The organism is Ruegeria sp. BHSA163 (assembly GCF_059613365.1).
In genome coordinates this window covers 1-26,060 of record NZ_JBXWSJ010000060.1, presented here as the reverse complement: position 1 = coordinate 26,060, position 26,060 = coordinate 1, and the positions used below count along the sequence as shown (strand labels likewise).

Genomic DNA, 26,060 nt, shown 5'->3' with positions numbered 1-26,060 from the left:
GTATTTCCGCTTTAGTCTGACTGTGGTTCTGGCGCGATGTCATATGATGTCTCGTCAATTTCGGTTTTTGGCCATCCGATCAGAACGGCAGCCAAAATGCCAATTGAAAAGAACATCTCAAGCGTTTCTTCCAGAACAAAAAGGCGAACAAGCATGGTTTCTGACAGGCCCGCGCTCAACATACCTGACATTTCTTCGATAAGCTGTGCGACGACCGCCGCTGAGCCCGCCAATACAAAGATAATCAGAAAAGGCGCTTTTTGCTTGAATGCACGCCATGCGTTCGGCAACCCGTGCCAGAACAGACCGCCGATCACGATCACGGCTAACGCCAGACGGATAATGGTTAAATCAAGTAGATTGTCCAATCCATTAAGTGCCCAGAAAGCCAGACTGTCATGAGCGTAAATGTCCGCTTCCAATTCGCGTTCAGCCAACAGAAGGCAAACCAGCCCTATGTAAAGACGGCCCAATCCGGGATATCTCCAAAGCGCCGCAAACCCAGCCGCTAAAAGTGCAGCCGCCGAGGCGGTCTCGATCAATCCGCCTTCCTGATTCAAGGTCGAAGCCTGATGTGGCCAAATGCTAATGGCCGCCAAAAAAACAATTACAAACAACAATACTGCAAAAGCCACGATTCGAGCGGGAACAAATGGCATTGGACCAGCCGAAATCGCCGGCTTGACTGTAAATTCGTCTTTATAGCTCATAGAGGTATTTCGGTGCTCGACGATGTTATTTATTCGAAGTTGGCGAAATGTAAGAATTTGACGACATTTTTCAACCAGCAGAAATCAAGCGTTACAAAAGTGTTGCAAAACGACCGAGCGTAGCCAAGCCAACACAAATAATTTAGCCTTAAATCAAATTTCTTAGGGAGCTGAATCGCCGATGTCTGAAACACCCAGCCTGCGGCAGGCCGCGCTTGAATATCATGCTTTTCCAAAACCCGGTAAGCTTGAGATCAAGGCCACGAAACCAATGGCCAACGGCCGTGATCTGGCCCGTGCATACTCGCCCGGTGTCGCTGAGGCCAGTTTGGAAATCAAGGCTGACGCAACAAATGCGGAAAAATACACGGCTCGCGGTAACCTTGTCGCTGTGGTGTCGAACGGGACTGCGGTTCTGGGTCTGGGCGACATCGGTGCATTGGCATCAAAACCTGTAATGGAGGGCAAAGCGGTCCTGTTCAAAAAGTTCGCCGGAATCGACTGTTTCGACATCGAAGTGGACCAGCACGACCCTGAGAAATTAGCCGATATCGTATGCGCGTTGGAACCGACATTCGGAGCCATCAATCTCGAAGACATAAAAGCGCCGGATTGCTTTATAGTTGAAAAACTTTGTCGGGAAAGAATGAACATTCCTGTCTTTCACGACGATCAACACGGCACCGCCATTGTGGTCGGGGCCGCAGCCAAAAACGCTTTGCACGTTGCAGGCAAGGCGTTCGAGGACATTAAGGTCGTTTCAACCGGCGGAGGTGCTGCGGGTATTGCCTGCCTGAACATGTTGGTAAAACTCGGCGTCAAGCGAGAGAATATCTGGCTGTGTGACATTCACGGATTGGTCTACAATGGCCGGACCGAAGACATGAACCCGCACAAGGATCAATTTGCCCAGGATTCGGATTTACGCTCTTTGGACGATGTGATTGGCAGTGCAGACCTTTTCCTTGGTCTGAGTGGTCCGAATGTTCTGAAGCCCGACATGGTTAAGAAGATGGCAAACCAGCCCATCATTTTTGCCTTGGCAAACCCAACGCCGGAAATCCTGCCAAAGACTGCTCGGGAAGTTGCGCCTGATGCCATAATCGCCACGGGCCGAAGCGATTTTCCCAATCAAGTCAACAACGTTCTTTGTTTTCCTTTCATTTTCCGCGGAGCTTTGGATGTAGGCGCAACCGAAATCAACGACGCAATGCAAATTGCTTGCGTCGACGGAATTGCAGAAATGGCACGCGCGACAACCAGCGCCGAGGCGGCGGCGGCCTACAAAGGAGAGCAACTGACATTTGGCCCAGATTACCTGATCCCAAAACCGTTTGATCCGCGTCTGGTGGGGGTGGTTTCTTCATCGGTTGCCCAAGCCGCGATGGACAGCGGTGTCGCAAAACGCCCTATTGAAGATATCGAAGCCTATAAGGAGCGATTGAACCAAAGTGTGTTCAAGTCTGCCTTTCTAATGCGTCCGGTATTTGAAGCAGCAGCTGTTGCGTCGCGCCGGATCGTATTTGCCGAAGGTGAAGACGAACGGGTTCTGCGTGCTGCTCAAGCCATTTTGGAGGAAACTACAGAAACACCAATCCTCATTGGGCGACCGGACGTGATAGATGCGCGTTGCGAACGACTTGGGTTAACGGTGCGGCCAGGTCAGGACTTTCAAATCGTAAACCCTCATGACGACCCGCGATACTACGACTATTGGAGTTCCTATCACCAAATTATGCAGCGTCGGGGCGTGACTCCTGACTTGGCAAAAGCGATCCTGCGAACGAACAACACGGCCATTGGGGCAATCATGGTTCATCGCGGCGAAGCTGACAGTTTGATCTGTGGAACTTTCGGAGAATACCGCTGGCATCTGAACTACGTCGAACAAGTGCTGGGTAATGCAAACCTGTATCCACACGGCGCACTTTCGTTAATGATCCTTGAGGATGGCCCCTTGTTCATTGCCGACACACATGTGCGACAGCTGCCAAGCCCAGAAGAACTAGCCGAAATCACAATCGGTGCCGCCAGACACGTCCGTCGATTTGGCATCAAACCCAAGATCGCGTTCTGCTCGCAATCGCAATTCGGAAACCAGACTGAAGGCTCGGGCAAGCGTCTTCGGGAAGCAATAAAAATTCTAGATGCCGCACCGCGCGACTTTGTTTACGAAGGTGAAATGAACCTTGATTTGGCTTTGGATCCTGAATTGCGGGACCGCATCTTTCCCAATTCTCGTTTGGAAGGGGCCGCAAACGTTCTGATTTTCGCGCATGCTGATGCAGCCAGCGGCGTGCGAAATATCCTGAAAATGAAGGCTGATGGTCTTGAAGTCGGCCCGATCCTAATGGGGATGGGCAACAAGGCACATATCGTAACACCTTCAATCACAGCACGAGGATTGCTGAACATGGCCGCGATTGCCGGGACCCCGGTGGCCCATTATGGCTAGGTGGGACGAGGGAAAGTTACGCACGCGCCTTTTGGTGTCTATCGGGGAATAAGGTTGATTCTGTTGGCGCTATCGGTGTGGGTCGGCTGAAGTTTGCACATTTGCAAACACGCCATTCTGGTATCAAAATCACCGATTTACCCAAAGGATTTGCAAAAATTTGCAGAAGAAGTCTACAAAATCTGCAAATCAATCGCGATAAACTGACGCGCCGTCATTTGAGCGGCTTGTTCACTGAAACGACGGTGCCTAACACATTGCAAGAGGATTCACGGAGGAGATCAACATGGCGTATCAGGATGTTTACGACGGCTGGAAATCCGATCCCGAGGCATTCTGGATGGAGGCCGCGAAAGGCATCGACTGGGTGCGTACGCCAAGCAAAGCCCTGTTTGACGACAATGCGCCTCTGTATGAGTGGTTCAGCGATGCTCAGGTCAATACCTGCTGGAACGCAGTAGACCGACATGTCGAAAATGGCCGTGGCGAACAAACAGCCATTATTTACGACAGCCCGATTGCGCACGCAAAACGAGAGATTTCTTATGTGGAACTGCGTAATCGCGTAGCAACACTAGCCGGTGCTTTGCGGGCCAAGGGCATCGAAAAAGGCGATCGGGTCATCATCTACATGCCGATGATCCCTGAAGCGCTGGAAGCTATGTTGGCCTGCGCGCGCCTTGGAGCGATACACTCAGTTGTTTTCGGTGGCTTTGCCAGCAACGAACTGGCCGTGCGAATAGACGATGCTAAACCCAAGGCGATAATTGCGGCGTCCTGCGGGATGGAGCCTGGCCGTGTCGTTCACTACAAACCTTTGTTGGACGGCGCAATTGACTTGGCCACCCACAAACCTGATTTTTGCGTAATCTTCCAGCGCGAACAAGAGGTTGCGAATCTGATCGAGGGCCGCGATTTCAATTGGCACGGGTTTCAATATGGCGTTGAACCTGCCGAATGTGTGCCAGTCGATGGAAATGATCCCGCTTATATCCTCTATACCTCTGGTACGACCGGTTCACCCAAGGGCGTCGTTCGTCCCACCGCTGGGCACCTTGTGGCGCTGAACTGGTCGATGAAAAACATATACAATGTCGACCCCGGAGACGTATTCTGGGCTGCCTCTGACGTGGGCTGGGTCGTGGGGCATTCCTATATTTGCTATGCGCCTCTCATACATGGGAACACGACCATCGTATTCGAGGGAAAGCCAGTCGGCACGCCAGATGCCGGCACTTTCTGGCGGGTGATTTCGGAACATAAGGTCAAGAGTTTCTTTACCGCGCCGACCGCGATCCGAGCTGTCAAACGCGAGGACCCAAAGGCCGAATTGATGGCTCAGTATGATCTGTCGAGTTTGGGTGCGCTGTTTCTGGCGGGCGAACGGGCGGACCCCGACACAATCATCTGGGCGCAAAATGCATTGAAAGTGCCAGTGATCGACCATTGGTGGCAAACCGAAACCGGGTGGACGATTGCCGGTAACCCTTTGGGAATCGAGGAACTGCCGACAAAACTTGGTTCCCCAGCCAAACCGATGCCCGGCTATGACGTTCAGATTCTTGACGAAGGTGGTCATCCTGTAAAACCTGGAGAACTGGGTGCAATTGCAGTAAAACTACCCTTGCCACCGGGAACACTGCCCACTCTTTGGAATGCCGAAGCACGGTTCAGAAAATCATACCTGGAACATTTTCCCGGCTACTACGAAACGGGTGATGCGGGTATGATCGACGAGGATGGATACCTCTATATCATGGCGCGCACTGACGATGTCATCAACGTGGCTGGTCACAGATTGTCGACTGGCGGCATGGAAGAGGTTTTGGCCGCCCACCCGGATGTGGCGGAGTGCGCGGTGATAGGCGTATCCGATCAACTGAAAGGACAGATGCCAGTTGGCTTTTTGTGCTTGAATGCAGGCTCGGATCGAAATCACGACGACGTTGTGCAGGATGTCGTTAACATGGTTCGCGAAAAGATTGGCCCGGTTGCTGCCTTTAAAAAAGCGGTTGTAGTTGATCGGTTGCCCAAGACACGCTCGGGCAAGATTTTGCGTGGTACAATGGTGTCGATAGCAGATGGCAAAGAATACAAGATGCCCGCTACAATAGACGATCCTGTCATATTGGACGAGATCACGTCCGCGTTGAAAGCTATCGGCTACGCAAAGTAAATCTTTCTCGGGCGGTCCAACTGCCGCCTATATGATCTGTTTTTCTTGCAACCTACCGTGGGCCTTTTACTGTCAATCCAAGACAGTGAGGGCATATGATTAACTCTGAACTCTGGCGGCTGAACGCCACCGACCTGATCGCGCTGACGCGATCCGGGGACGTGAGCGCCGAAGATTCTGTTCGAAGCGCTATCGAGAGAATGCATCAGGCGAACCCTGATCTGAACGCGGTAGTTGAGGATCTAAGCGCCGAAGCGCTGGAGCGTGCCAGAAGCCTTGACCAAGCCCGTTCGAAAGGTATCGCGCCGGGACCGTTGCATGGGGTGCCCGTCACCATCAAGGTGAATGTAGATCAGAAAGGCCACGCAACGACAAATGGCGTCGTTGCGCTTAAGAATTTAATTGCGCCGGATGATGCGCCAGTTGTGACCAACTTGCAAAACGCCGGAGCGGTTGTGATCGGCAGAACGAACACACCAGAGTTTTCGTTCCGTGCCGATACGGACAACCAACTTTACGGTCGGACGCATAACCCGTGGGGTCGGCATATCTCTCCCGGAGGATCGTCGGGCGGCGCGGGAGCAGCGGTCATGGCCGGAATTGGTGCCTTGGCGCACGGCAACGATATTGGCGGCAGCCTGCGTTTTCCTGCGGCAGCCAATGGTGCGGTGACGGTAAAACCGGGCCTCGGCCGTGTCCCAGCGTGGAACCCCAGCCAAACCGCTGAACGCGGTCTTCTTGCCCAGTCTATGTCAGTGCAAGGGCTGATTACTCGCTCGGCTGCTGATCTCCATCTGGCAATGCCCAGCTTAATCGAAACAGACCCCAGAGACCCGTTTCACGTGCCAATGCCATGGCGCGGTTCAGATTCCGAAGGCACGATCAAAGTCGCCTTTACAAAGAACACTTTTGGTTATGCATTGCACCCAGAAGTTGAAAAGGCTCTCGATACCGCTCGCGAAGCACTGACTGACGCCGGATACGATATCAAAGAAGTAGACCCACCTGACGTCTTCGAATGTGGTCGCGCCGGATATCGGGCGCTTATGGGCGAAGTTATGACTCTTCTGCAGGGCGATATTACAGCTGCGGGTTCTCAGACAATCAAAGACATCTTTGGCGTCTACTTTCAGGAATTCCCGCCGATCGTTGAAACTGAGTTGGTAAGAATGCTGGCCAAACGGACATACTACGCCCGAGAATGGTCGCTGTTTTTACAGGATTACCATTTGGTCCTGTCACCTTTTTTGCCCCAGCCGTTTTTCAAACCTAACCGGGATACCGAAGGTGCTGAAGGCGTGCATGAAGTTCTTGGATGTGCGGTTTATTCCTATGCAATGAACTTTTTGGGTCTTCCAGCGGCTTGCGTACCAGCCCGCCTGGCTGATTTGCCCAACGGACCGCAACCGATCAACGTGCAAATCGCCGCCAGACGCTGGCGCGAAGATCTGGCTGTGGACGCTGCCGCCGCAATCGAAGCACGGGTCGGCCCAATGGCCCCCGTCCTTTGGGACAAACTGGAAACCTCTGTCTGAAAGCAAGGCTTGTGTGCCACAAAAAATAGACCCCGGGTCAATATGCCCGGGGTCCTCGTGCTAAAATATGCCCGGAATACTGATGACGAGCGTAGCACCACCTACCCACGCCAGCGCGAAAACTGCGCTATCATTCGAAAACACCGTTGGATGGCCACTCACTTCCATCCTAGCGTGTTCTCCGAGCAGAATCAGATTACCAGAGGGTTAATAGCTTTCCTGTGAACTGGTTCACACAAGCCGCTGGAAATACCTTCACACGGTCTGGTTCAGGTGAACTGTTCGGAAATCAAGCGCTCTTCTAAGCCGTGACCGGGATCGAATAATATTCGGTGCTGCACTTTCGGTTCTGATCGAATCTCGACCCAGTCGATGTCGGAGATTGAGATAGAATCTGCATCGGCCATAACAGGCCGTTTGTCCGCTTCGATTACATCAAACCGAACCTGAGCGGTCTTCGGTAATAACGCCCCACGCCATCGCCTTGGCCGAAACGCAGCAATTGCTGTAAGAGCCAAAACGTCCGCTCCGATAGGAAGGATCGGTCCATGGGCTGAGTAGTTGTAAGCTGTCGAGCCGGCTGGCGTGGACAATAGAGCCCCGTCACAAACAAGTTCTTCCAAACGCTCACGGCCATCTACACTAATCTTTAGACGCGCCGCCTGGGGGCCCGCACGCAATAGGGACACCTCGTTTATTGCCAGCGCCTCATGCATTGCGCCGGACTGGTCCATAGCCTTCATAAAAAGCGGATTGATGACTTCTTCCTCAGCTTCAGACAGCCGGGACAAAAGATCGGTTTCGCCATATTCGTTCATCAGAAATCCGATGGTCCCGCGATTCATGCCATAGACCGGCTTGTCCAAGTGCTGGGTGCTGTGGAGGGTCCGTAACATAAATCCGTCGCCGCCCAGCGCGACCACGACGTCTGCGTCGCGGGGGGACACATTGCCATAACGAGCCACCAAAGCTTCCCTAGCGGACTGGGCAACATCGACGTCGCTGGCGAGAAAGGCGATTCTTTTAGTCATCTGATCCGGTTTCCGGTATTGCACATTTGGTTCCGAAACAAACATACCTTTCCAAGATAGACCAGACTTGACGCCGCAGCGGGCTGAATCGTCGCTTTATGTCTTTTGCACGAGGAGTGTTTCCGATAGGAAATCCGCAAGTTTCCCCCAGCCATTTGGAGCCTCCATGAACGCCAATCTTCGTGACACCGGTTTTTTCACCCAGTCCCTCGCCGACCGCGACCCAGAGCTGTTCGGTTCGATCAAATCCGAGTTGGGCCGTCAGCGCGACGAGATCGAGCTGATCGCCAGCGAAAACATCGTCTCTGCAGCTGTGATGGAGGCGCAGGGTTCGGTCATGACCAACAAATATGCCGAAGGGTATCCTGGACGCCGGTATTACGGCGGATGCCAATTCGTCGACATTGCTGAAAACCTGGCAATAGACCGCGCCAAGCAGTTGTTTGGATGTCAATTCGCAAACGTTCAGCCGAACTCTGGTTCACAGGCGAACCAAGGTGTTTTTCAGGCTTTGATCAAACCTGGCGACACTATCTTAGGAATGAGTCTGGATGCTGGCGGCCACTTAACCCATGGTGCCCGCCCGAACCAATCCGGCAAATGGTTCAATGCCGTGCAATACGGTGTACGCAAGCAAGACAACATGTTGGACTATGACCAGGTAGAAGCGTTGGCGAAGGAGCACCAGCCGAAGTTGATCATCGCAGGAGGATCTGCGATTCCACGCCAAATCGACTTTGCCCGCATGCGCGAAATCGCCGATATGGTCGGCGCCTATCTGCATGTAGACATGGCGCATTTCGCTGGTCTGGTGGCGGCGGGCGAACACCCCTCGCCGTTTCCTCACGCCCACGTGGCTACAACAACAACGCACAAGACACTGCGTGGTCCGCGTGGCGGCATGATCCTGACCAATGACGAAGAAATCGCTAAGAAAGTGAATTCCGCGATCTTTCCCGGTATTCAAGGCGGCCCGCTTATGCACGTGATTGCAGGTAAAGCCGTTGCCTTTGGCGAGGCCCTTCAGCCAGCTTTCAAAGACTATATCAGGCAGGTTGTAGTGAACGCACAGGCGCTTTCGGATCAACTAATCAAGGGCGGTTTGGATACTGTCACTCACGGTACCGACACACATGTTGTGTTAGTCGACCTGCGCCCCAAAGGTGTCAAAGGCAACGCCACCGAGAACGCTTTGGGTCGGGCACATATCACCTGTAACAAAAACGGTGTGCCATTTGATCCGGAAAAACCGACTATTACCAGTGGCATCCGTTTGGGCTCACCCGCAGGAACGACGCGTGGTTTTGGCGAAACTGAGTTCCGCCAAATAGCGGACTGGATCATCGAGGTGGTCGATGGTTTGGCTGCCAATGGCGAGGATGGAAATGGTGAGATCGAATCAAAAGTCAAAGCAGAAGTTACTGAACTTTGCGCGCGCTTCCCGATCTATCCCAACCTGTAAGTAAGGCTTTACAGGGAAACGGCGCCTTAAGTTGGCGCCGTTTTTTTGGGTCTCACGGCAATACCGAAACGGTTAAATAAACCCACGCCAGTTGAGAACCACCAAAACTGCAACTGACAGTACTAAGAAACCCAAAGCAACAGAACCTAAGTAGCTAAGAAACCAACCCCAGCGGCGATCAGCCAAATTGATCGCATTCAGATGCTCCTGAACCTCCTCCGACGCTTTTTCAAGCGCGGGTGTGTCAAGGATCAACCTCAACCTTGGGTGTTCGGCCAATTTTTCAGCATTCGCCAAAACTAACGCCTGTTTGTAAACCCGACGCGGCAACCGCCGCTTGGCGCGCTTTACAGACTCAGACAAAGTCTTGTCGCGCAAACCTAGTTTTTTTTGCAGCAACAGAACCGTTTCAGCGATCTGAGACTGAATGTTTGCTTCGTGCGACATCGGTTCCTCCTGCGCAGTAATGTAACGCCGCCCGAAACCAGCGACAATGGGGGTGGTTGTTCCCCGCAGTGGCGGGTATCACGACTTTATGCTTAACACGATCCTCCACGGTGCCCCATCAGACCAACCACCGCTGCTGATTGCCCATGGCCTTTATGGTTCAGCGCGAAACTGGGGCGTTATCGCCCGCAGGCTTTCAGATGAAAGACAAGTTGTGGCGGTGGATATGCGCAATCATGCCTACAGTTTTTGGGATGAACATCATGACTATCCCAGTTTGGCGCAAGATTTAGCCGAAGTTATAGACTCGGTTGGTGGGCGTGCAGACGTGCTTGGACACTCCATGGGTGGCAAGGCATCGATGGTTTTGGCACTGGAACACGGCGCTTTGGTTCGCAAACTGGTTGTTGCCGACATCGCGCCGGTCACGTATTCCCACAGCCAGATTCAGTTTATCGAGGCGATGCGCGCCATCGATTTGGCGGGTATCACCCGCCGTTCAGACGCTGAAACGCAACTGGCAGAACTTGGGGTTGAAAAATCCCTACAGAGTTTTTTTACGCAGTCGCTGGACCTCGAACAGAAACGCTGGCGATTGAATCTGGATGTTCTAGGTGCCGAAATGTCAAAAATCATGAGCTTTCCCAAAACAGACAGCTCATGGGGCGGATCCGCTCTATTCTTAACCGGCGCGGCATCCGATTATATGCTACCAGAGTATCGCTCTGGAATACGGGCATTATTTCCAAAAGCCCGTTTTGCGAAAATACCCGGCGCGGGTCACTGGCTTCATGCCGACAGGCCCCGTGAGTTCGAGGCCGCCGTCAGAACCTTTTTGAACGCCTGACTATTTTTGGTCTGCAACCGCGCCGCCGCCGTTTACCCAATCTGAGAACCCGCCCAGGTTATAGACTTGTTCGTAACCCATGTCCTTTAGCAGCTTGCCCGCCAAGGCCGCGCGGCCACCTGACGCGCAGTGCAGCACAATCGGTCGATCCAGCTGTAATTCCGGATCGTGCGAAGGTATATCCGGGTCGGCGCGAAATTCCAGCATGCCTCGCGAAATATGATGCGATCCTGCGGCGCGACCAGTCCGTTCCAACTCAGGCGCATCTCTGATGTCGAGCAGCAAAGCCCCCTGCTCAATCAAGTCTTTGGCGCGCTGTGCGTCGATTCTCTCGACCACGGCATTTGCGGCCTCCATCATGGCTTTGACCGTCAATGGCATGTACAAGTCTCCTGTGCAAATTCCACTGGATGCTAGCATGCAATTTTCAGAAGAAGTAGCCAGCGCAGCGCGCAAGCCATAACTTTAATGCTCCCGAAATGCCCGGGACATACTATCTGTCACCGGTTTGGCAATGTAGGCCGCGAATGTCCGCTCTTCGGTTTGGATCATAATTTCGGCTGGCATACCCGGAGTGGGCACGAAACCATTTACTCGACCCATTTCGTCAGGGGTCAGTGAAATCCGTGCAAGGTAAACTTCTTGCGGGATGCCTGCCGCGTCTTCAAGCAACGAGTCAGCCGAGACATAGAAGACCTCGCCGTACAAAACAGGCGTCGTCCTTTGGTTCAGGGCCACAAGGCGCACCGAAGCTATCTGGCCGGTTGCCACGCTGTCGATCTCGGTTCGCGGTATCTGGGCCTCGATGATCAGTGGCGCATCGGCGGGTAGAATTTCGGCAATTGGTTCACCGGTTTCAATGACGCCGCCAGGGGTATGGTGATGGAGCCGCACGACGGTTCCCGTAACCGGGGCCCGTACGACCGCGCGGTCCAGTATGCTGCGTGCCTGCCTTGCTTTTTCCCGAACGCTTTCAAGGTCTGCTTCGATCACGCCGAGTTCGTCCAAAGCCGCTTCACGATATGCTGATCGGGTTCTCAATATTTGCTCTTCGTATTTCAGCAGCATCTGGTTAACTTCTGCTGTTTCGGCGTTAAGCCTGGCCAGTTGCCCTTCGGCCTCGGCTTGGACACGTCGAATCGTGTTCAGATCACCCTTGCGCACCAATCCTTTTTCGAACAATGACGCTTTCGTATCATACTCTTCCTTCAGGATATCAGAGCGGCGCTGAAGACTGCTCAATTGGGCCTCAAACCCCGTAGCCCGGATGCGCAATGCCTCCATATTACGTTCAAGCAATGCAATGTCATTCATGAGTGTCTTGCGCGAAACATCAAAGCTCAGCTTTTGACTGTCGAGGATGGTCATCACTTCCACATCATCGGAAGCTTCAATCAGGTTGGCGGAAAAGACTAAGCGTTCTCTTTCACTGTGCTCGGCCAATAGCCTTTCGGTCATTGCCTGAAGTCGGATTTTGCGAATGAACAATTCACGTTCGTTTGCCTCGGCAGAAGTTTGGTCAAGGGTCATCAGGATTTGCCCCGCTTCGACTGCCTCGCCTTCGGACACAAGAATATCTTCGATAATGCCACCTTCCAGGTGCTGAACGATTTTGTTTCGTCCCGTTGCAACGAAACTGCCTTGTGCGATTACAGCTGCTGCAAGAGGCGCCCGAAAAGACCAAATACCGAACCCGCCAAAGCAAACCACCAGCATTATCAATCCAAGCACGATCTGTTTGTTAATCGAACGCGGAACTTCGGAATACCAATAGGCTGGCTCTTCGACTTTAACCAAATCGCTCATCGATTATGCCCCCTTACCCTGCAACTCGGGTTTTGGACGTGATCCGTTAAGTTGTTCCAGCACTTGCTCGCGCTGACCGAACAAAGCGACGCGCCCATCTGTCAGAAGCATGATTTTATCCACAACGTTCAAAAGTGTGGGTTTCTGCGTGATTACCACAACGGTGATCTTGCTTTCCTTGGCTTGTCCTATTGCCCGCGCCAGTGCTTTATCCCCCGCCACATCCAGATTAGAATTCGGCTCGTCCAATACAACCATGCGCGGATTTCCAAAAAATGCGCGCGCGAGTGCAATACGCTGTTTCTGTCCACCGGACAGGGGTGAACCGTCTGCCGCAACAACTGTCTCATAGCCCTGCGGGAGGGTCGCAATCATATTGTGCACGTCGGCCAGCACTGCGGCGTCGTGGATCTGTTCGTCTGTCGCATCCGCGCGCATGCGGCCAATGTTATCCTTTATTGTTCCGGGGAAAAGCTGTACGTCCTGCGGAAGGTAGCCAATGCTTTCGCCAAACTGTCGCGGATCCCAGTTGCGAATATCCATCAGGTCCAGTCGGACGCTGCCCGATGTCGGCAGGATCGACCCGACAAGTGTTTTACCAAGCGTGGTTTTACCAGCGCCCGAATTGCCAATGATGGCCAGCGTTTCACCCGGGTTCAGCGAGAAAGAGATTCCATTTAGGACAACGCGCTTGGTGCCACCAGGCACGTACAGCAGGCGCTCCACATCCACGCGTCCTTCTGGACGTGGCAGACGGAGTTTCTCAAACTGCAAAGCAGAATTTGACAAGAGCGCCTTGATCCGCCCAAACGAACCGCGGGTAAGCAGGAAAGTATTCCAACCTTCGATTGAACCTTCGATCGGCGCAAAAGCACGACCAGCGATTATCGATGCAGCGATAACCATACCTCCGGTGATTTCGCCCTGTAACGCAAGGAAAGCGCCCCAGCCTAGAATTCCGATTTGGGTCAACAGGCGAACCGCGCGCGATATCGCAGCAAATATCACGTTTCGGTCCTGCGCTCGCACCTGCCACGTTAATGACTGGGCTGTATCGCGACCCCAAATGCGCACTGCCTCTGGGATCATTGCAAGAGCATTGATGATCTGGCTGTTTCGCGCCATCGAGTCCAGGTGCTGGTTGGCCAGAGACTGTGCCTGATTGGCCTTTGCAAAGGGTTTGGCCGTCATTTTCTGGTTGATCAGCGCAATCGTCATCAACAGCAGCGCGGTCACGACCACGATCATACCCAGTTGCGGATGAACCAAGAAAATCATCAATATGAAAAGCGGTGCGAAGGGTACATCGAGAAATGAGATCAGCGTCCCAGAAACCAGAAATCCACGCACTTGCTGTAAATCTCCTAAGGTTTGATATTCTCGCCCGTTACCATGTAACGAGGCGTGTGCCGCCGCACTTAGAACCGGTGCACCAAGCCTTGCGGCCACTTCGACAGCGGTTCGCATCAGCATGAATCGCCTGACTGCGTCGAAAGCCGATTGAAATATCACAGCCCCGGCAACAATAGCTGTAAGCATTATCAACGTGTCAATCGAACGGCTGGTCAGAACGCGATCGCTGATTTGAAACAAGTAGATTGGTATAGCAAGAATAAGAACGTTTGTCGCGCAAGTTAACAAAAGCACGAAAGACAAATTGCGCCAGATCGCTCTCAGCGATGTTCGAAGCGTTTTCTGAAAGTCTTCGGGCGGGGTTCTTTTGTGAAAGGTTTGGGGTGGCCCTTTGCCGTCTCCTCCGCCAGTTGAAGTGGAGCGGACGAGCGGCTCATTTGCCTTAGCTTCAATCGTCGTGCCTATGCGCTCTTTGTCACCCGTTGGCGCAGAGGGGGTCATGCGCGCATTATCGGGTCGCGCTTTTTCACGATCGGGGCTTTTGGAATCGGCCACCCCATTGTCGCAACCCACAGGGTCTTTCTGTTTCTCAGGCTGCGACTGTGCACGACGATGGGGAGTATCGGCGCGCGAATTCTCAGGCTCTTTCTGTGCCTGTTCTTCCGGTTGATTGACAAATTTCAGATTTGAGACGCTGGCGTCGGACTCGTCAGGCCCGACTTGCGGCGGCCCATTAGTTGGTGTCTGAGACCCTGTCGGGCCAGCAACTGCAGAACCGGCTTGGACGTCTGCCACACGCATGTCCTTGGTCAGGAGGAGCTGAGAGACAAAGCCTGCCGGATCAACCGGTTTTGACCCCAAGACCCGGTCACTGGGTTTCAGGGTCAAAGGCGCACCACCTCCGTGCCGGTCCAATGGGCTGGCGTAACGGGTGCGACGCGACGAAAAAACGATCGACATGAATAAACCTTTTAGTCACTCGTAACTTACAGAAAAGTCAAGCCAGCAAGGTCTGAAGGCCATCAGTAGTTTCGGCCATTTCACCCGGCGTAAGATCATTTCCTTTCGGCCCGATCCCAGTTTCATCGCCCGGGACATTCATTTCGTCCATGATCAGCGCAATCGCTTCGTTCGCGATTTCCTCGACCTCTTCGTGCGACGGAACGTCAATCAGGCTTGCCTGATGTAATAGCAAGTCTGAGTATTCACCCTCGGCGGCCATCACAGTCGAGTCAACACCAGATTTGACAATATTTGCTGCGTTGAGCATCGCATTGCTACCTGCAACGACTTCTGTTGCGTGTGCATTTGGACCATGCAAGTGCACATCGTCCTGATCTGCAAGCACGGTCACCTGTTCGAAGACGTTAACCTGTAACAGATTACCCTCGATGTTAAGAACGCGCAGCTGCTCCATCCCGGCAAAGGTTGGGTCATTCAACAATGCATCATGTAGTGCATCAATGTCTGACTCGGTCAAATCCATCGCGGCGCTCAGGTCGTCGTTAAGTTCTTCATGAACATCCCGGCCAGTCGTGTTGACCGAAGCCATATTCATCAGCAGGTTCTCATCGGCGCCATCCTCGACACCCGCCATACCGCCAGAAACCACATCGTCGTCCATCAGGACCAGCGTCTGCATCAGTATGTCGATTGAGATCATATCTCCGCCGACCATTACCAAGTCGTAGTAGGACCCCAATTGTATGATGTTACTTACATTAACCATCTCATTGTCGCCCAACGCATAAAGGGCGGTCGACGCCGAGATTTCCGTCCCGATATGGTCAATGTCAGTCGCGTCAGTTTCTTGTTTAACGAAATTCGATACGATTAGGTCGCCGTTAATCCAGTCAATCGTGATCCACTCTGGCTGACCTTCGTTTTCCGCGCTGTCATCTAACCAGTAGGCCGGGTTTTCTTCAACGCTGATATGCGAAGTTTGGACAACATTGGTGCCGGATTTGTTTGCGGGTGCTCCAACATCCATGTCAGAGACAACAGCCACCTGACTAATCATGGTCAAACTAACCGACTGGCCGCCAACGGCAATATACGGCGCGTCGATCCACGCCACTGTCGCCGATACCTCATTGATGGCCAGATTTCCGCCAGTGACGACCGAGTGTCCATCATTGAACTCGTCTTCGTCATCACGATCCCACTCCGCAGGAAACGGATCGGGCGAGGTTTCTTCGTCAACTTGCTCTTTCTTGTGGAATGAAGGCAGAAGTTCGTCCCATTCCGGGGCTTCATCAACATACTCACCGTTGACTATGATGCCCAAAGCGTCTGCACCGTGGAATTGGTGTACCGTCACTCCTTCGAGGTTCGAAATTGAAGGCGACAGCATTTCCTGCGCCAAGGCTTTGACGTAGTCTATCGAAAGGTAATCGGCAATCGAATAAGACGGCGCGGACACAGCGTGCAACGATGTCGCCACCTGCGTCGCTTCTTCGGCCTCAGCAATCAATTCATCGGCATCGCGGAAATCACCCTCGCCGATCGTATCGTTGTCGCTTAGCACTAGGCTTTGGAAAGTATAGGTGACTGCCGAACCTATCGGTTGTTCGGCCTCGATTTCGGGCTGCACGGGGACCACATTGAATTTAACTTCCGTAGAGCCGATCGGCAAATTTTCAGAAAATAGCGGCCCCGCCACAAAGGGCTGGCCTACATTGATCACGGTTTCCTCAAATGGAGCGCCAGAGTATGTAGACGGCGTTGGGTCACTAGGGGGTGTGAAAAACTTGTAAGGAAGGGGTTTGTAAGCACCCTCTTCCGGGCTCAGTTCGGCCCTAATTGTGATGATTGTGGGATCTTCCAATTCTTCCAGTTCAAACTTGCGCCGCAACGCCGTGAACTCTTCATATTGATCCCTTAGTCGGGCTTGCTCAATTGTAAGGTCAAAGGTTCCAATAAAGTGTGCGATCTTTTCGGTAACACTGTCGAAAGACATGTCAATGATCCTTAACTACCTCACCGATACAAATTTCCGGTTTGGCTTATCGGCCGTGGCCACACCGTGTGGCCACGGCAATTTCGTTACAACGGGGGCCGATATACGGCCCCCGAAAACTCATATTAAACGTCGGTGTCGTCGCTCGTATAAGTCGAAGTCATAGAACCACCGACCATGGTCGTGTCGACCGTGTTGCCAAGCACGTTGGCGCCCATGACGATCGACTGGTTGAAGGCAGACGTATCTACCACGGCTGCTGCCGAGGCGTAGGACTCGCCGTTGACGATGCCGTCGCCACCGTTGTCCGAACCCCAGGTACCGCCGTCACCACCAGCACCGCCAGCACCGGAGTAGGCACCAGACGCTTCACCACCGGTGTTCATCGAACCGTTGGTTTCACCACCGGTCGACGAGCCGGTAACTGCGCCGCTGGTTCCGCCGGTTGCCGTTCCGGCTGCACCTGCTCCGCCTGCACCTGAATACGCGGTGCCTGTTGCACTGCCAGCGGCTGTTGAGGTGGCATCGTTGTCGGACGTGGCGTCTCCACCATATCCGGCAATCGCCTCGGCCAGACTTTCGGCGTAACCGTCATTGGCAGCATCGGCCCATGAGTCTGCGCCGCCGCCGTTTCCGGCTTCATTAGTCGCATCCACGGCGCCTTCACCGTTTGCATCTGACTCAGATGTCGGATTGGCAGTTCCACCTGCACCACCTGCACCTTCAGCAGTTGCTTCGCCATCACCGCTGGCGTCAGCTGAACCATTGGTCGTGCTGGTTCCACCGGCACCACCAGATCCGTCTGGAGTCTGCGTATTGGTCGATGATCCATCGATATCGCCAGGGCTCTGATCGATTTCTGGGCCTTCGGCAGTTTGGTCGCCAACACCGCTTGCGTCGGCGTCTGCCTCAGCAGTGCCGCTGCCTTCGCCGCCATCACCAGAACCACCGGATCCATCGCCGCCATCGCCGGCACCGCCAGGTCCGTCGCCACCGTCGCCAGCGCCGCCGAATCCATCGCCACCATCGCCTTGTCCACCGACGCCATTCGCATCACCTGTGGAGATTCCTGCGGCCGCTGCTTCCTCTTCGTCCTCTTCTTCCTCTTCTTCATCGGGCTCTTCTACCACCAGCGGGGAAACCGCAAAGAACGGAACGGTTTCTTCTTCAATCACGCCGGTGTTTCCACCCGTGCCGTCACCACCAGATCCGTCACCGGCGTCGCTTTGGCCGCCGTCGCCGGAACCACCGGAACCGTCACCGCCATCGCCTTGGCCGCCGTCGCCTTGGCCGCCGCTACCGTCGCCACCGGATCCGTCAGTCGCACCTAGCGCGCCTGCACCTGCAAGACCTAGGCCGATGTTCCCACCGCTAGAAGACTCATTTGCTTCGTTGGTGCCTTCGCTAGTGTTGTCCGCATCGCCGCTGGTATCCGCACTACCGTCGCCACCGTCGGAGTCCCCATTCGAGGAATCATTTCCAGCCAGCCCCAGACCAGCAGCAAGCGCTCCGGAAGTATTGTCACCACCGTCTGCGTCACCGTCGGCACTCGAACCTGACAAGCCCACTCCGAGACCCAACCCGATTGATCCAGCGTTCCCGCCTTCACCACCGGTCGACTCAGCGCTTGCACCCGCTACACCAAGGTTGACCGCACCAGAGTCATTGTCGGCGTCTCCACCGTCTCCACCAGTGCTGTCGCCGTCAGCGCTCGCACCGGATAAGCCAAGACCGAGGCTGCCATTGCTGGCACTACCGGACGAAGCGCCATTGCCACCCGTTGCAGCTGCGTCGGCATTACCGGAGTGGCCACCCAACGCAAACGAGGCGCTTCCACTTGTGTCGCCGTCGGCATTGCCGCCGATGGCTTCGCCGCCTTCTCCAGAATCGCCACCATCCGAGCTTACGTCGATGCCATCCTCGGCAGTCGCTTCGCCACCCATGGCGTCGCCACTTTGCGAGAATTCACCTTCATTAGTTACAGATGCGTTTTCCAGCGTGTCGTTGTCTTCCAGGCTCGCCATCTGGTGGTTGATCGCCGAGAAGTCATTACCTTCGCCATCCAACGAAATGTCCAGGTTCAGGTCATCGCCGGGATCGTAATCCAGATTATTACCGGCAGTGATGACATCTCCGACATCGCCTTCGATATCCGTGATATCTACGTCGACGTTGTCGTCATCGCGTGGAATCCACTCACCGCCACCAAAGTCGATGTCAACTGTGGCCGTGTTTGTGTTGGTGTTGTCGTCGCTGCCACCATTAGTTTGTCTTTGCGAGTTGCTATCATCGCCACCGTTGGTGTTGCTGTCGTTACCACCGTTGGTGTTGCTGTCGTTACCACCGTTGGTGTTACTGTCGTCGCCACCATTGGTGTTGCTGTCGTCGCCACCATTGGTGTTGCTGTCGTCGCCTTGCTGCTGTTGCTGCTGCTGGGCGTTTAAATCTTCGACATCAAGAACCAATTCTTCGGATTGTGGTTCGTCTACAACAGGGTCCAGATCATCAATAGGACCATCATCACCGGGAGCAATCGGAGCTATTCTACGTTCTACCATTACAAGTATCCACTTATACTGAAGCACCCAACCGCCATTCATCTACAAAGCGGTGATCAGTGCGATTAAACAGGAATTTTTCACGACAAACGGCAAAACAACCGCCTGCGCGATGCGGTTATGTTTTGTTCAGTCCTACACCCCCTTTCTCGGCCAAGCCGACAACGTAACCACCAGAGATTCGCGAAATTGCGCTGGACGTGGCACGCCTAAATCAAGGTTGCTTTGACTATTAAAGCAGGATCATGGTCGCAGTGGCGGACTGAGAAGAATAGCTGCCCGAAAGCATTAGTTCCGGCAAAGACATGAGAAGAAACGAGTTTTTTTGGAGCCGCCCGATTGAGCGCTCTTTTAGGATGTTCAGTGGAAAAATAGGCAGTAGATTTTTTTACACCCACTTTTCAATATTTTAACGAAAAGTAGCGTCTTTAAACCTGATCGAAAGTTCTAGACCGCGCCATTAAACCAGTAACGGTCTGTTGCTGAAATATGAACTTTAAGCTATCTTCGGTGTAGTTTTGAAATAGTCTGTTATCGTATTGCGCTGCCAAATTTAGCACTAATTTAAATCACGTTTTGACTGGTGGCGTAGGTGTGGGTGAGGGTAGGTCAGTGAGCTTCTCATTGAATGGCGATGTCCAAGAAGAAACAAATTATCCAAATGAATTATCAATAATCTTCATTGGAAAAGAACTTTTTTTTTCAAACCAAACACTAAGAAGTGTGCATAACGAATTTGGTGTTCAGGCGATGCGTTATGATAACCTGAACCACTTTCTTGATAGCGCAGTAAGCGCAAATCCTGCAGGGCACATAGTTGTAGTCGATCAGATGTTGCTTGACGACCTTCTGACCCGCCCATTCGATTATGTTAAAGCTGCGGATGTCGGTTGTCTGGCCTTTGCTTATCGCAAGGAAAGCTCGGCCCGATTTCTTTTCGAACATTGGGACCGGGCCAAGTATGGAGATATTGGGTATCTTCCAATGAACGTAGCTCCGGATGCATGGCGCGCAATCCTGCGGCTTCTTATGCACGAAGAACTACATCTGCCTAGTTTCGTGGCCGATTGCGTGCCCTTGGCACGCGCTGGTGTTGTTCAGGATGCACATCAAGAAACAGCGACCCCGTCCGGGCAGTCTGGGAAAATGCCGTTGTATGCCAAGTTAACGAAGCGCGAGAAGGAAGTTTTGCGTCTTGTAGCCCAAGGGAAAAGCAACAAAACTATCGCTGCGAGCCTTGGTATTACCGAACACACTGTCAAATTACATATGCACAATATGTCGGGAAAAATCGGGGTCAGCAACCGAACAGCCGCTGCACATTTCTATTTTGAGGTCGCACCCAAGGACGTGCGCCATACGTATTGACCGAACAGTTTGAAACCAGGTTCGACCGCTTGATCCTTCTGGTCGGGCGTCTCAACTACATGTGGACCAACACTGAAAGCCTGCTGATACATCTGATCGCGGGGTTAAGCGATACCAGCAAAGACGTGGCGGTAATCATTTTCCTGACCCTCAATACAACACGGGCGCGCATCGATCTGGTCGAGCGTCTTGCAAAAATGGACGGTCGCGCGCCGGAAGTTAGAGACCCGATTTTAGAGCACACCCAACGCCTGCTGCGCCTTTCGTCAATACGCAACAAATTCAACCACTGTATCTATTCGTTTGATCCGGAAAGCGGAAACCCCAAGACAATTCTGATGCGCATCTCTGATCGTAAGACAGACATTAAAATGGGTCGCGAGGACACTGTAGATGATCAGGCCATGAAAGAAATCGAGGAAGTGGTCGATAGGCTGTCAGCAGCCAACCGGGACATATGGAATCTGATCAGACGGCTCGACTTCCCAGTCTAAGAAACTTCAGTAGTTACTTTAGACTTGATAAAGGTGTCAGTCGTGGTTCCCGACGCAGAGCAAGCACGCGAAATCGATATTCATCCACGCTAAGGTTTGAACGACGCATCTGTCCGCTTGATAGGGCGGCTAAATTTTAGTCGTGACTGCATTTATTGCGCAAACAGATTTGAAAAGACTACCGATCGCGACTGTGGACTGCAGCCGCATGCCCGCTGCATGGCTTTCAAAGTATCTCTTCCAATCACACCGTCTATCGGCCCGGCATAACGCGCTTCCCAATAGAAGCTCAGCAGTTTTTGCATTTCCTTTGCTGTGTTGCTGTCCCAATCTCTGGTGGCGCGTTCAAGTGGAAGCTCTTCTCCTGTGCTGAGCGCGGCATAATAATACTTTGCTGCAAGTTCCGCATTTCTATCGACGCCTCGGCCAACCTCGTAATTCCACCCCGCTTCGACATTGAAACCTTTTTCGCCGCTATCCGCGAGCGCCAAAACCCAGAAAGCATAGCGTTGGGTGTCCTTTTCAAACCCGTCTTTCCCATAATATATTTCCACTAGACGGCGTTGTGCATATGTGTCGCCCGAAGTCGCCGCGGCTTCCAAAAGTTGAAGCGCTGGAGCCCGAAGTTCAGACCTATTTTCAGCAAGATACTCAGTAGCCAATCGGATTTGGGCGGGGACGTACCCTGCCTGAGCGGAACGCTCCAGAAACTCCAAACCCTGCGCCTTTTGATCTTTGGTAGATTGAGAGTTTGAATACAGTCGATGACCGACCTGAAACATCGCATCAGGATCACCAGCGTTGGCGGCGATTTTGTAATAAAGCAATGCCTTTTCAAGGTTCTGTCGAGAAGAACCCGTGGTGCCGCTGAAATGGTCACCAAGTATTTTGGCAAATACCGAATTACCCCCTTGCGCCTCAGCATTAAACAACTCAATGCCTTCCGAAACGAGCGAGTCTTTCCCACTTTGGAGGAGGAGTTCACCAAGCTTTGTTTTAGCCAAAGCATGGCCAAGATCCGATGCTTTTCTGTAATGGACCAGACTGGCATTAATCTCATCCGAAAGCTTTTCTGCCCGTGCGAGGTTGTACAAACTGCGCGCATGATTTGGGTGGCCAGCAACGGCGATTGTGCAGGCAGGCAATGCTGCGTTTAGATCAATCTCATCATCGCTTACACCCGTGTATTGCACTGGCTTAGTCGTGTCATCAGGATCTGACGCAAGCCGATCACATGCCAGGACCAACGGGCTGTCAACTTCCGTTGGCACCGAGACCGCTGTTTCTTTAGGCTGGGCTGTTAATGCCGCTGGAACCAAATAGATTTCCCTGTCGGGCAATGAACCATACGTGAAAGGCTCTTGGTATCCGCCGGTTAATTCAAGAACCGAGGCTCGGACTTTGCGAAACAACCGTCCTATTTCGAGGCCCGGTTCTTCTATGTGAGTCAGCAAGGCTTGGGCGTATGGGCTGTTCCGGCCATCTCCATCCAACGCAAGCGTTCCCGCACGCGCCGCATAGCCTACCAGAACACCGCCCGGATCGACCCGCCCAAGACCGCGACCTATGGATCGGGTCGCAGAAGTCCGCGCCATGTTCGTCAAAAACGGATTATTTCGACAGGCATCGACTAAAACCACTTTTAACCCATTTGCCACGGAAACCGCGTTCACGATCGCATCCAGTCGGATCGCCTCGAACTCTATGTCGCGATCGCTTTGAAGTGCTGCGTTCACCGGAATTAGGTAGTTGGTATTGTCAATTTCTATGCCGTGACCCGCGAAATACACCAACACCACGTTCGCATCAGATGCAACATTGGCAAAATCGCGGATTGCCAAACGCATTTCCCGATAACTTAGATTGGCTGCATTTGTGACATCGAATCCTATGCGCGTTAAAGCGTCGGCCAAGTCATTCGCGTCGTTGGTCGCGTTGGGCAATACCGAAACATGAGAATAATCCGAATTTCCAATGACGAGTGCCATTCGTTTTTCGCTGGCAAAAGTATCCGTTGCCGCAAGACAAAAGAAAGAAAGACCCAGAACCTTGACCAAACGGCTGAAATCAAAAAACATGCAAGGCGACCAATCATTACACAATAAATGCCATATATAGCATAAATTGAACGTTTTACTGAAGTGTCGAAGGCAATCAGTGAAACCCGCCCAGTTTTTTCAAATATCAGATGCGTTGAATTCATAGTTCGGCATATTTTCGGTCTCGCCCGCCTAAATGAAGGGTAGAATTTCGGCACTACAGGACCAGTGGGCAGGAAATACCAAGTGATAAATAGTACATGGCAGACTTTTCCTTTGCACTTTCGTATTTAATTCAATATTTCCGGAATTATGGAAATAATAAACACTGATCGACTCGCCACTCTGGACCATCCACAAAGATTGGCTCTGTTTCGACTGCTCTGCAGGCGACGCCCGGATCGCGTCGCACTGCAGAGGGCTGTTGACGACGTAGCAAAGACGAATGAGGGAGCTTCTGCGTGACTACCTATGCATTGAACGGTCTTGGACGGATCGGAAAACTGGCCCTGAAACCCCTGCTTGAGCGAGGCGCAAAAATCGCCTGGATCAACGACGCAGTCGGAGACCCGCAAATGCACGCTCATCTGCTGGAATTCGATACAGTGCACGGTCGTTGGGACGCTGAGTTTTTGCATGATGCCGACGCCATAACAATCGATGGCACGCGCCTGCCTTTCGTGGGGGTTACAGATATCGCTGACTTGCCTTTAGGTGAGGTCGACGTCGTGATTGACTGCACAGGTGTTTTCAAAACCGAAGCCAAAATCGAACCGTACTTTGAGGCAGGAGTAAAGAAAGTGGTTGTTTCGGCTCCGGTTAAGGATGGCGATGCAGCCAATATTGTTTACGGCGTAAACCACAAAATATTCGAAGCTGACCGCCACCGAATTGTGACCGCCGCTAGTTGTACTACAAATTGCCTGGCGCCGGTGGTGAAAGTCATTCACGAAAATCTAGGCATAAAACATGGCTCGATGACAACAATTCATGATGTTACGAATACTCAAACCATAGTGGACCGACCGGCCAAAGACCTGCGTCGCGCACGTTCGGCCCTGAACTCGCTGATCCCGACAACAACCGGAAGCGCAACAGCAATCACCTTGATCTACCCTGAACTCAAAGGACGATTGAACGGTCATGCCGTTCGCGTGCCCTTGCTCAATGCCTCGCTCACGGACTGCATATTCGAAGTTGAGCGTGAAACAACGGTCGAAGAAGTCAACTCGCTTTTCAAAGCCGCATCGCAAAGCGAACTAAAGGGCATTCTGGGCTACGAAGAGCGCCCGCTTGTTTCAACCGATTACACCAACGATCAACGTTCCAGTATCGTGGATGCATTGTCGACGATGGTGGTCAACGGCACCCAAGTTAAAATCTACGCCTGGTATGACAACGAAATGGGCTATGCCCAACGCTTGGTAGATGTGGCACTTATGGTCGGAGGCTCGGCGTGACAAATGCCTCTGTGCGGCCCGAGGGGTTGTCGGCCTATGTTGCCGTTACAGCGGCTTATTGGGCATTCATGCTCACTGATGGCGCATTGCGAATGCTCGTGCTGCTGCATTTCCATACCCTCGGCTTCGCGCCGGTTCAATTGGCCTATCTGTTCGTGCTGTACGAAGTCGCAGGAATGGTGACAAACTTATGCGCCGGTTGGATTGCGGCGCGGTTTGGACTTACACCTACCCTGTATGCAGGCCTTGGTATTCAAATTCTGGCGCTTATAGCGCTCGCTCAACTTGATACGAATTGGGCGATCGGATTGTCCGTGGTCTATGTAATGATAGTGCAAGGGGCGAGCGGGATCGCAAAAGACCTTGCAAAAATGTCCTCAAAATCTGCGGTCAAACTGCTCGCTCCGTCCGAGGGCAACGGCCTGTTCCGCTGGGTGGCTTTGCTTACAGGATCAAAGAATGCGGTAAAGGGGTTCGGTTTTCTTTTGGGCGCGGCTTTGTTGGCAACATTTGGTTTTTCGTCAGCTGTGTTGGGTATGGCCGCGATCCTGGCTGTAATCCTTGTTGCCGTCCTAATCGCAATGCCGCCAGGATTACCCAAAGGCCGGAAAGGAGCGAAATTCTCCGAGGTTTTCTCCAAATCGGCCAACATCAACTGGCTCTCTGTGGCGCGAGTTTTTCTGTTTGGCGCACGAGACGTCTGGTTTGTTGTGGGAATTCCAATATATTTTTTTGCCGTTCTGTCAGATGGAAGTGAAGCCGGAAACAGAGCTGCTTTTTTCATAATCGGCACTTTTATGGCTGTATGGGTCATCCTTTACGGGTTTGTTCAAGCCTCTGCTCCTCGCTTGTTGCGCGCGGCGAAGCGACCCGAAAGTGATCTTATCAAGGCTGCTCGGAAATGGGCTTGGTTGCTTACCGTGGTACCTGCGGCCCTTACCGCTGCTGCTTTGGTTTCGGAAGAACCACAACTCTGGCTAACGATAATCCTAATCTCAGGGTTATTTGTGTTCGGAGCAATTTTCGCCATCAATTCAGCGCTGCATTCCTATCTTATCCTAGCTTTTACTCAAGCTGAGCGCGTGACAATGGATGTCGGCTTCTACTACATGGCCAATGCCGGGGGACGATTGCTTGGAACAGTGCTTTCTGGGCTGACTTACCAATTGGGTGGTTTGCCGTTAATGCTGGGTACCGCGACTGCGATGGTCACAGCAGCGGCAATCGTAACGGGATTTCTACGCGAAGAATGATCGCCCTAATTGCTTTGCTTCCCAAATTTGCTGTTGGTGCAAGCAATCTGCTTAAAACACCACTACCCAAATCTATTCACTTTTGTAAGCGGCAAAACACTGGCAAC

Annotated in this window: 18 protein-coding genes and 1 pseudogene; 10 read left to right on the top strand and 9 right to left on the bottom strand. The window is 52.8% G+C overall.

What is annotated here, in order from left to right; all coding sequences use genetic code 11:
• Positions 1-11: 11 nt before the first annotated feature.
• Positions 12-710: a hypothetical protein gene (locus AC2FNV_RS20115; RefSeq protein WP_170605017.1), complete on the bottom strand. Its 699-nt coding sequence runs from the start codon at positions 708-710 to the stop codon at positions 12-14.
• Between the two features lie 181 nt (positions 711-891).
• Here AC2FNV_RS20115 and AC2FNV_RS20110 point away from each other — a divergent pair, with 181 nt between their 5' ends.
• The 3 genes from AC2FNV_RS20110 (at position 892) to AC2FNV_RS20100 (ending at position 6,876) form a co-directional block, all read left to right on the top strand.
• Positions 892-3,165 (top strand): NADP-dependent malic enzyme, encoded by a 2,274-nt coding sequence (locus tag AC2FNV_RS20110; RefSeq protein ID WP_170605015.1) that lies wholly within the window; start codon positions 892-894, stop codon positions 3,163-3,165.
• A gap of 286 nt (positions 3,166-3,451) precedes the next feature.
• Positions 3,452-5,341 carry a propionate-CoA ligase PrpE gene (gene prpE / locus AC2FNV_RS20105; protein ID WP_496774233.1) on the top strand — a complete coding sequence of 630 codons (1,890 nt, stop codon included), beginning with the start codon at positions 3,452-3,454 and terminating at the stop codon, positions 5,339-5,341.
• 95 nt (positions 5,342-5,436) lie between these two features.
• Positions 5,437-6,876 (top strand): amidase family protein, encoded by a 1,440-nt coding sequence (locus AC2FNV_RS20100; RefSeq protein WP_170605012.1) that lies wholly within the window; start codon positions 5,437-5,439, stop codon positions 6,874-6,876.
• A gap of 269 nt (positions 6,877-7,145) precedes the next feature.
• Here AC2FNV_RS20100 and AC2FNV_RS20095 read toward each other — a convergent pair whose 3' ends face one another.
• The gene (locus AC2FNV_RS20095; protein ID WP_170473088.1) at positions 7,146-7,907 is read right to left on the bottom strand and encodes an NAD kinase; all 762 of its coding nucleotides are present in this window, start codon (positions 7,905-7,907) and stop codon (positions 7,146-7,148) included.
• 166 nt (positions 7,908-8,073) lie between these two features.
• Here AC2FNV_RS20095 and glyA point away from each other — a divergent pair, with 166 nt between their 5' ends.
• On the top strand, positions 8,074-9,369 hold the full coding sequence (gene glyA, locus AC2FNV_RS20090) for a serine hydroxymethyltransferase (protein WP_170605010.1): 1,296 nt from the start codon (positions 8,074-8,076) through the stop codon (positions 9,367-9,369).
• 72 nt (positions 9,370-9,441) lie between these two features.
• On the opposite strand, the gene AC2FNV_RS20085 is transcribed toward glyA, so the two are convergent.
• Positions 9,442-9,816 carry a hypothetical protein gene (locus AC2FNV_RS20085; protein ID WP_170473094.1) on the bottom strand — a complete coding sequence of 125 codons (375 nt, stop codon included), beginning with the start codon at positions 9,814-9,816 and terminating at the stop codon, positions 9,442-9,444.
• Positions 9,817-9,862: 46 nt separating this feature from the next.
• Here AC2FNV_RS20085 and AC2FNV_RS20080 point away from each other — a divergent pair, with 46 nt between their 5' ends.
• Positions 9,863-10,663, top strand: a complete 801-nt coding sequence (locus AC2FNV_RS20080; protein ID WP_254444585.1) for an alpha/beta fold hydrolase — start codon at positions 9,863-9,865, stop codon at positions 10,661-10,663.
• Here the strand turns inward: AC2FNV_RS20080 and AC2FNV_RS20075 are convergent, their stop codons facing one another.
• The 5 genes from AC2FNV_RS20075 to AC2FNV_RS20055 all read right to left on the bottom strand — a co-directional run bounded on the left by AC2FNV_RS20075 (position 10,664) and on the right by AC2FNV_RS20055 (position 19,339).
• Entirely contained in the window at positions 10,664-11,044 is a 381-nt protein-coding gene (locus tag AC2FNV_RS20075) for a rhodanese-like domain-containing protein (protein ID WP_170605008.1), read from the bottom strand.
• A gap of 84 nt (positions 11,045-11,128) precedes the next feature.
• Complete coding sequence (locus AC2FNV_RS20070; RefSeq protein ID WP_170473100.1) at positions 11,129-12,469, bottom strand: HlyD family type I secretion periplasmic adaptor subunit; 1,341 nt, start codon at positions 12,467-12,469, stop codon at positions 11,129-11,131.
• A 3-nt stretch (positions 12,470-12,472) separates the two neighbouring features.
• On the bottom strand, positions 12,473-14,782 hold the full coding sequence (locus AC2FNV_RS20065) for a type I secretion system permease/ATPase (protein ID WP_170605004.1): 2,310 nt from the start codon (positions 14,780-14,782) through the stop codon (positions 12,473-12,475).
• Between the two features lie 37 nt (positions 14,783-14,819).
• Entirely contained in the window at positions 14,820-16,781 is a 1,962-nt protein-coding gene (locus AC2FNV_RS20060; protein ID WP_496774229.1) for a type I secretion protein, read from the bottom strand.
• Between the two features lie 125 nt (positions 16,782-16,906).
• Complete coding sequence (locus tag AC2FNV_RS20055; protein WP_170605000.1) at positions 16,907-19,339, bottom strand: beta strand repeat-containing protein; 2,433 nt, start codon at positions 19,337-19,339, stop codon at positions 16,907-16,909.
• Positions 19,340-20,089: 750 nt separating this feature from the next.
• Here AC2FNV_RS20055 and AC2FNV_RS20050 point away from each other — a divergent pair.
• Together AC2FNV_RS20050 and AC2FNV_RS20045 are read left to right on the top strand one after the other, a co-directional pair.
• Positions 20,090-20,707, top strand: coding sequence for a helix-turn-helix transcriptional regulator (locus AC2FNV_RS20050; RefSeq protein WP_170610478.1), 618 nt, complete (start codon positions 20,090-20,092; stop codon positions 20,705-20,707).
• Positions 20,704-21,201 carry a hypothetical protein gene (locus AC2FNV_RS20045; protein WP_170473115.1) on the top strand — a complete coding sequence of 166 codons (498 nt, stop codon included), beginning with the start codon at positions 20,704-20,706 and terminating at the stop codon, positions 21,199-21,201. Before AC2FNV_RS20050 ends, AC2FNV_RS20045 begins: the two co-directional genes overlap by 4 nt.
• Before the next feature lie 152 nt (positions 21,202-21,353).
• On the opposite strand, the gene AC2FNV_RS20040 is transcribed toward AC2FNV_RS20045, so the two are convergent.
• Positions 21,354-23,279, bottom strand: coding sequence for a caspase family protein (locus tag AC2FNV_RS20040; protein ID WP_170604998.1), 1,926 nt, complete (start codon positions 23,277-23,279; stop codon positions 21,354-21,356).
• A gap of 273 nt (positions 23,280-23,552) precedes the next feature.
• Between AC2FNV_RS20040 and AC2FNV_RS20035 the strand changes: the two are divergent.
• From AC2FNV_RS20035 to arsJ, 3 genes and pseudogenes are all read left to right on the top strand, one after another.
• A pseudogene (locus tag AC2FNV_RS20035) lies at positions 23,553-23,648 on the top strand (ArsR family transcriptional regulator); the annotation flags it as partial.
• A 53-nt stretch (positions 23,649-23,701) separates the two neighbouring features.
• Positions 23,702-24,700, top strand: a complete 999-nt coding sequence (locus AC2FNV_RS20030; RefSeq protein WP_496774226.1) for an ArsJ-associated glyceraldehyde-3-phosphate dehydrogenase — start codon at positions 23,702-23,704, stop codon at positions 24,698-24,700.
• Positions 24,697-25,953: an organoarsenical effux MFS transporter ArsJ gene (arsJ, locus tag AC2FNV_RS20025; RefSeq protein ID WP_170604994.1), complete on the top strand. Its 1,257-nt coding sequence runs from the start codon at positions 24,697-24,699 to the stop codon at positions 25,951-25,953. Before AC2FNV_RS20030 ends, arsJ begins: the two co-directional genes overlap by 4 nt.
• Positions 25,954-26,060: the final 107 nt, after the last annotated feature.